Origin of the sequence: Ornithinibacillus contaminans (assembly GCF_001038425.2) — a bacterium.
GTDB classification, from domain to species: Bacteria; Bacillota; Bacilli; order Bacillales; family Amphibacillaceae; genus Ornithinibacillus; species Ornithinibacillus contaminans.
The window spans coordinates 1-5,363 of record NZ_LDPV02000013.1 but is presented as its reverse complement, the minus strand read 5'-3'; the positions used below and the strand labels follow the sequence as shown (position 1 = coordinate 5,363).

The 5,363-nt window shown below is 37.6% G+C and carries 6 protein-coding genes and 2 pseudogenes; 6 read left to right on the top strand and 2 right to left on the bottom strand.

Translation table 11 applies throughout. The features are described from left to right. The first annotated feature begins 115 nt into the window (after positions 1-115). Positions 116-1,063 (top strand): IS30 family transposase, encoded by a 948-nt coding sequence (locus JF53_RS02600; RefSeq protein WP_047982132.1) that lies wholly within the window; start codon positions 116-118, stop codon positions 1,061-1,063. Between the two features lie 326 nt (positions 1,064-1,389). Here JF53_RS02600 and JF53_RS02595 read toward each other — a convergent pair whose 3' ends face one another. After that, entirely contained in the window at positions 1,390-1,590 is a 201-nt protein-coding gene (locus tag JF53_RS02595) for a helix-turn-helix domain-containing protein (RefSeq protein WP_026089141.1), read from the bottom strand. Positions 1,591-1,757: 167 nt separating this feature from the next. Between JF53_RS02595 and JF53_RS02590 the strand changes: the two genes are divergently transcribed. The 4 genes and pseudogenes from JF53_RS02590 to JF53_RS02575 all read left to right on the top strand — a co-directional run bounded on the left by JF53_RS02590 (position 1,758) and on the right by JF53_RS02575 (position 4,778). Continuing rightward, complete coding sequence (locus JF53_RS02590) at positions 1,758-2,534, top strand: recombinase family protein (RefSeq protein WP_047981993.1); 777 nt, start codon at positions 1,758-1,760, stop codon at positions 2,532-2,534. 132 nt (positions 2,535-2,666) lie between these two features. After that, positions 2,667-3,880, top strand: a pseudogene (locus JF53_RS02585) (IS110 family RNA-guided transposase). Between the two features lie 56 nt (positions 3,881-3,936). Then, a complete protein-coding gene (locus JF53_RS17810; protein WP_201777886.1) occupies positions 3,937-4,272 on the top strand; it encodes an HNH/ENDO VII family nuclease in 336 nt (111 codons plus the stop codon). A 20-nt stretch (positions 4,273-4,292) separates the two neighbouring features. After that, complete coding sequence (locus tag JF53_RS02575) at positions 4,293-4,778, top strand: ankyrin repeat domain-containing protein (RefSeq protein WP_047981994.1); 486 nt, start codon at positions 4,293-4,295, stop codon at positions 4,776-4,778. A gap of 152 nt (positions 4,779-4,930) precedes the next feature. Here the strand turns inward: JF53_RS02575 and JF53_RS18105 are convergent. Then, positions 4,931-5,093: pseudogene (locus JF53_RS18105) on the bottom strand (IS256 family transposase); the annotation flags it as partial. Between JF53_RS18105 and JF53_RS02570 the strand changes: the two are divergent. Next, on the top strand, positions 5,087-5,363 hold a 277-nt coding region (locus tag JF53_RS02570), incomplete at its 3' end, for a hypothetical protein (RefSeq protein ID WP_162200781.1). The pseudogene JF53_RS18105 and the gene JF53_RS02570 sit on opposite strands and share 7 nt — an antisense overlap.

Genomic DNA, 5,363 nt, shown 5'->3' with positions numbered 1-5,363 from the left:
AGACGAATTGTAAAATTAAGTGCAACACCTAAAAATTGTAACTAAAACAAAACAGCCCATAACAGCTTCGTGTAAAATGTAAGTAACCACACCAACACATACACGGAGGACTGTTATGAGCTACAAACATCTTACCACATTTGAAAGAGCACGTATAGAAACGCTTTATGATCAAGGAAAATCTATCCGTACTATCGCTGAAAAACTAGAACGTTCACCATCTACGATCTCAAGAGAATTAAAACGCAATTCACAAAGAGGTTTGTATCAATCTGAAAAGGCACAAGAGAACTATAACGAACGTAGATTAAATTGTGGGCGTATTGGTAAATGGTCTCTAGAGCTAGCCGAAGTCATTAATGAAAAGTTAGTGCTCACCTGGTCGCCAGAACAAATCGTAGGTCGCTTATTCCAAGGTTCCATCAGCTTTAAAACCATTTATCGCTGGATTTATCAAGGACTGTTAGTGGAACAAGACTTAAATGTTCTTCGCCACAAAGGAAAGCGTCAGAAACCCCAAGAAACAAGGGGGCGATTTAATGTTGGAACTTCCATTACGGAACGACCAAAAGCGGTTAGAAAGCGAGAAACTTTTGGACATTGGGAGCTTGATAGCGTTGTCTCAAGCCGTGGCAAAAGCAAAGGATGTTTCGCCACGTTTGTAGAACGAAAAACTAGATGGTACATAGCACTTAAAATGTCGAACCGATCTGCCACCTCTATGGAACAAGCCATACGAACTTTAAATGGACAATTGCCCTCTGGTGCATTTCAAACCGCCACAGTTGACAGAGGTAAAGAATTCGCATGTTATAGCGCGATAGAGCAAGATACAGACATTCAGGTGTATTTTGCGGATCCTTACTCTTCATGGCAACGTGGCAGCAACGAGAATGCGAATGGTCTATTAAGAGAGTTCTTCCCTAAGAAAACCGATTTGGCTAAAGTCTCAGACAAAGAACTCGAAAATGCACTATCACTAATCAACAATAGACCAAGAAAATGTTTGAATTGGAAAACTACACACGAAGCGTTTCAGGAAGAACTGTTGCGCTTAATTTGACAAACTGTCATTAATAAAAAACCTTGATTGGCTAAATGCCTTTCAAGGTTTCTCTTTTGTGGGGCTACCTACTGCGGAATAATCCGCTTTTTACTTACAAGAAAGAGATAACCCATATAAGCCCTATATGATGTTTTAACGAATTATAAAGTACGCACACACCTTTAAAACGTATGACCTATTTAATGTATTCTACCTTATAAAAGTAATTATGAAATCATCAGTTACCATCATTTACATCCTCAAATCTTTTACCTTCGTTTTCCCCCTGCCTTTTAATTTTTTTCGCAACTTTTACGTACAAAGAACGATTACTAAAGTGAGGACTACTCCACCTCGATTAACTCCTGAATGTCGATGTCTAACACTTTGCATACTGTTTCTAATGTCGATAGATAAACCCTGTCAACATTGTCTGAACAAAGATGGCTTATTGTATTAGGGCGTAGCCCTGTCATTCGTGCTAACTCACGTTGTGAAAGGTCACGTTCTTTAAGGATTTCCTTTAGTTTGATTGAAATTGGCATGGTAATTCCCTTCCTCTTTTTTCATGTTACTTTTACGATACACAATAAATTTGTATCGGTAAAGGGGTTGATTGTATCGCTAAAGCCGCATACAATGAATTTATACTAAATATAGCGTCTAAGCGTTACGTTAATCCCAATTAGCGTAACGGAGGGGGAAAATAAACATGAATATGATTGGTTATATTCGTGTTTCAACGATTGGACAAGCAAGGGATGGTTATAGCCTTGCTTACCAAGAAGATGAAATAAAGGCGTATTGTCAGGCACAAGGATACACGCTTTTACACTTGTTTAAGGACGAGGGTATCAGTGGGGCTAAAGTTGATGAAGAAGCGTTAGAAGTGGATAGAATAGGCTTTCAGGAGATGTTGGAGTATCTAACCCACCATGAGGTGGATTATGTTGTCACACTGAATACAAGCCGTTTATGGCGGTCAGACATTGTGAAAGTGTTAGTTCATCGGGAATTGAAAAAGTATGGAGTAGACATTCGGAGTATTGAACAACCGCAATACAGTATCCATAAGAAAGACCCTAGCGACTTTTTAATCAATGGCTTAATGGAGTTATTAGACCAATATCAACGATTAGAAATCTCTTTGAAGCTAGGGAGAGGGAGAAACAAGAAAGCCCAACAGGGTGGCTATGCAGGTGGAAATGTCGCATTAGGATACAGAGTGAAGAAAGGTCAGAAAAGACTTGTCATTGATGATAGACAAGCCCAGACCGTACAAAGAGTATTTGATTTAAAAGAACAGTATCCTTCATGGTCTTTAACTCAACTAGCAGAACAGTTGAATAGTGAAGGACATCAAACAAAACAAGGAAAGTTGTTTACGAAAGTCCAAGTCAAACGGATTTTAGATAGAAAAGCGTTTTATAGTGGGTTATACCACTCCGGAGACATAACAGCAAATGGCAAACATCAAGCCATTTTATAACGGTTAACAGATAGAGAATGGATAGGCTTTCGTACCCTTGCGAGTCTTAATAGACTAACGCTCGACCTAAGGTTGCCGACATTCTCTGTCTTGCTTTTACCGTTCAATCTAAAATAGGGGTGAGGTTTTCTGATGAAAAGAGACAAGCATATTTATATAGGATTAGATTTACACAAGTTCCAACACACAGCGGTGATATTAGATTGTTGGTTTGAAAAGTTAGGAGAGATGACGTTTCAAAATAAACCATCTATCTTTCCTAGGTTATTAGAATATGTAAATAGGTATCTTACAGAAGGTTTGACCCCTGTATTTGGATTAGAAGATGTGGGCGGTTACGGACGAGATTTAGCATTATACTTATTAGAGAAAGGATACATTGTAAAGTTCGTTAATTCCTCTTTGTCCAATTCAGAGCGTAACAGCTATGCGATGACTCAAAAGCATGATAGTTGGGACGCTCAATGTGTGGCAAGGGTTTTAATACGTGACCTACCATATTTACCTGACGCTACACCATCGGATATTCATTGGATAATCGCTCAACTTGTTGGCAGAAGAAATGCTTTGGTAAAAGCACAAACTGCCTTGAAAAACCAACTGCATATGCAATTAAACTACCATTACCCAAGCTACAAGGACTTCTTTTCAGAAGTAGATGGGAAAACGGCATTAGCTTTTTGGGAGAGTTATCCTTCACCATCCCATTTGGAGGGGGCAACCGTAGAGGACTTACGAAAGTTTTTATTAGAAGCGAGTAACAACGCTTGTTCAACTAGAAAGGCTGAACAGATACTATCACTCATTAAAGAGAATATCAGACAACAAGAGACTTTATCATTCAAAGCATAGTGCGAGATATTCGCTTTAAAAAGCAGGAAATCAAGAAGGTAGACAAAGAGTTAAAAGACACTATTCAGAAGTTAGGTATGCAGCTTGAAACCATGCCAGGGATTGATACGGTTACTTCATCCGCTTTAATTGCAGAAATCGGAGACATTCATCGATTTGCCAATTCTGACAAACTAGCAAGATATGCAGGAATAGCTCCTATCAAGATGGGTTCGGGCGGTAAGGAAACGATGAAGAAAACAAAACAAGGTAATAGAAAGCTATACGATACCTTCTACAACCTAGCTGTCCAACAAGTCCAAGTATGTAAAGGGAGTAAAATTCCTCGTAATCCTGTGTTTTACGCTTACTACAATCAGAAACTAAATGAAGGAAAATCCAAGTCACAAGCCCTTCTTTGCATTATGAGAAGATTAGTCAGAATAATATATGGTATGATGAAAAATAAAAGGGCTTATATCATGCCAGATCAACCTGAAACAATAGCTAGTTAATCAATTTGGGTGGTGGTTGAATAAACTGCCACCTTTCATAAAGTACATTTTTAGATATTCCTAAGGGTACGGTAAAATCTAAGCCATACTCAAACCCTAAAAACAGACCCAAATATGAAGATGGTCAGGTTGACAGAGTTTGGGAAGATGCTAAAGATATAGATGGAAAAGTATACGATCCAAACACAGGGGAAGAGTTGTTATGGGATAAAAGTAAATCAAGAGCTGGACAATGGGATATGGGACATACGCCTGAAAATAAATATAGTGAATGGCATAAAAAATATTTAAATGATGAAATAACGAAACAGGAGTTTCTAGATTGGTATAGAAATCCTAAAAATTATAGACCAGAAAGCCCCTCTGCAAACAGAAGTCATAAATATGAATAATAAAGTGGGAGTTGAATAATATGCCAACAGAGAATGCAGATATTTTTACTTTAGCTAAATTTGGTGACCTAGAAAAATTTAAGGACAGTTTTGATATTAAGTTAGTGAATAAAAAAAGTAGTAATGGTTCTGGATTGTTGCATTACGCAATTTCAGGAAAAAATTTTGAGATTGCTTATTTTCTTTTGGACAAAGGGATTGATATTAATATGACAAACGTTGATGGTCAAACAGCATTACATCTTATTTGTTTAAATCAAGATTTAAAAGTTGCAAAAGAACTGTTACAAAGAGATATAGAGATAAACATTAAAGACAAATATGGTAATAATGCATTGTGGACTGCTGTATTTAATTGCAAAGGTAAAAATTATGAAATGGTCGAGTTACTTATGAATTACCAACCAGATATCTCAAATGAAAATAATGCTGGAAGGTCACCTTTGGATTTTGCAAAGCAAGTAGGTAATGAGCGATTAATAAATATATTATTGAAAGGGAAATAAATAGTTTACTTTACCTTGATTGGCTAAATGTCTTTCAAGGTTTCTTTTTGGTTGGTGGGGATACCCAGTGACGAATAGTTCATATTTTATGCAGAGAATATGAGTAACCCCTGTGGGTTTGTTAACTAAAGTATGTAAGTCCTGATTCACACTCAGATATATTTGAGAACCCTATCTTTTAATCGGTCATCCACTAATAGATGGTTCATGGCTAAAGACCAATTTTGAATATGACCGCCTTCCCATTTGTTTTCCAATTCTTTTACTCGTAAATAAAGAACTTTAAGCAGGGGCATTCTCGTTAGGGAATGTTCCTACACTATAGTAGAGTGAGTTCAGACACGAAATATAAAGTGATCACTGCCGAGGAATTAATGGAAAGTAACCTCGCGTTACTAGCGGGTTACAAAGAAGTCCCAGCAGGCAGTGTAAAAGTAGGAACTACTACGTCGTGGTATGTGAATGGTCAGGAAGTTCGGGATCGTATCCACACGACCGGAGCATTATCCGGGTATCAGGTACTTGGAACGAATATGGATACAGGTTCCTCATATGGGAAAACAGATGTACAGCGAAATAGTTCGT